This window comes from Actinomyces sp. S6-Spd3, assembly GCF_000758755.1.
Classification (GTDB): Bacteria; Actinomycetota; Actinomycetes; order Actinomycetales; family Actinomycetaceae; genus Pauljensenia.
The window spans coordinates 1-767 of the sequence record NZ_JRMV01000127.1 but is presented as its reverse complement, the minus strand read 5'-3'; the positions used below and the strand labels follow the sequence as shown (position 1 = coordinate 767).

General features: G+C 58.8%; 1 pseudogene. It reads left to right on the top strand.

Going from position 1 to position 767, the window contains the following annotated elements:
* Positions 1 to 142: 142 nt before the first annotated feature.
* Positions 143 to 767 (top strand): annotated as a pseudogene (locus HMPREF1627_RS00770) (Fe-S oxidoreductase); the annotation flags it as partial.

The following is a 767-nucleotide window of genomic DNA, read 5'->3' as shown; positions in this document are numbered from 1 at the left end:
AAAATCGTGACCAAAACTGTCCTCACTCGCAACGAAAGCGGCTAACTGGCTTACAGCCAGAATCAGACTAACGAATTTTTGAGACGGCGGCGCAATAAAGCGATAATACGGACAGGCCCTAAACCGTGAAGGAGCGAAGGCCATGACCCCTGCAACCTTGCGCGTAACCCTTTTTGCGATCGCCGTCATCGCGACCATCGTCGCGATCTTGACCTTCGTTCGCGCCCTCATAGTCATGTACCAGCGCGTTGCCACCGGTCAGAGCGCACCCGGCCGTCTCCGCCCGATTGGCCCGCGCCTGTGGATGACCATCAAAACCGTGCTGAGCCACCGCGAGTTCCGTGGCCGGCCCGGCGTTCGCATCGCGCACTGGTTCGTCATGCTCTCCTTCCCTATCCTGGCGCTCACTCTTGCTACCGGCATGGGTAAACTTCGCGCACCCGCATTCTCCTTGGGCGCAATCGACCATTTCCCCCTGTGGGAATGGATCGTTGAACTGTTCGCGTGGACCAGCCTCATTGGCATCATCGGCCTTATCACCTTGCGTCTTGTGTCCGGCTCCGGCCGTAAAAAGGAAGCCGAAGGCGAAACCCGCACCGGCCGAGCCACCTCACTAGCATCGAGGTTCCTTGGATCCACGCGCTGGCAGGCATACTTCGTTGAGTTAGTAGTGCTAACCGTAGTGCTGGCAGTTATCGGACTGCGCGCCCTAGACTACGCGGCCGCAATCAACGGCGTAACCGACGAGGGCGGCCAACTAATCCTGA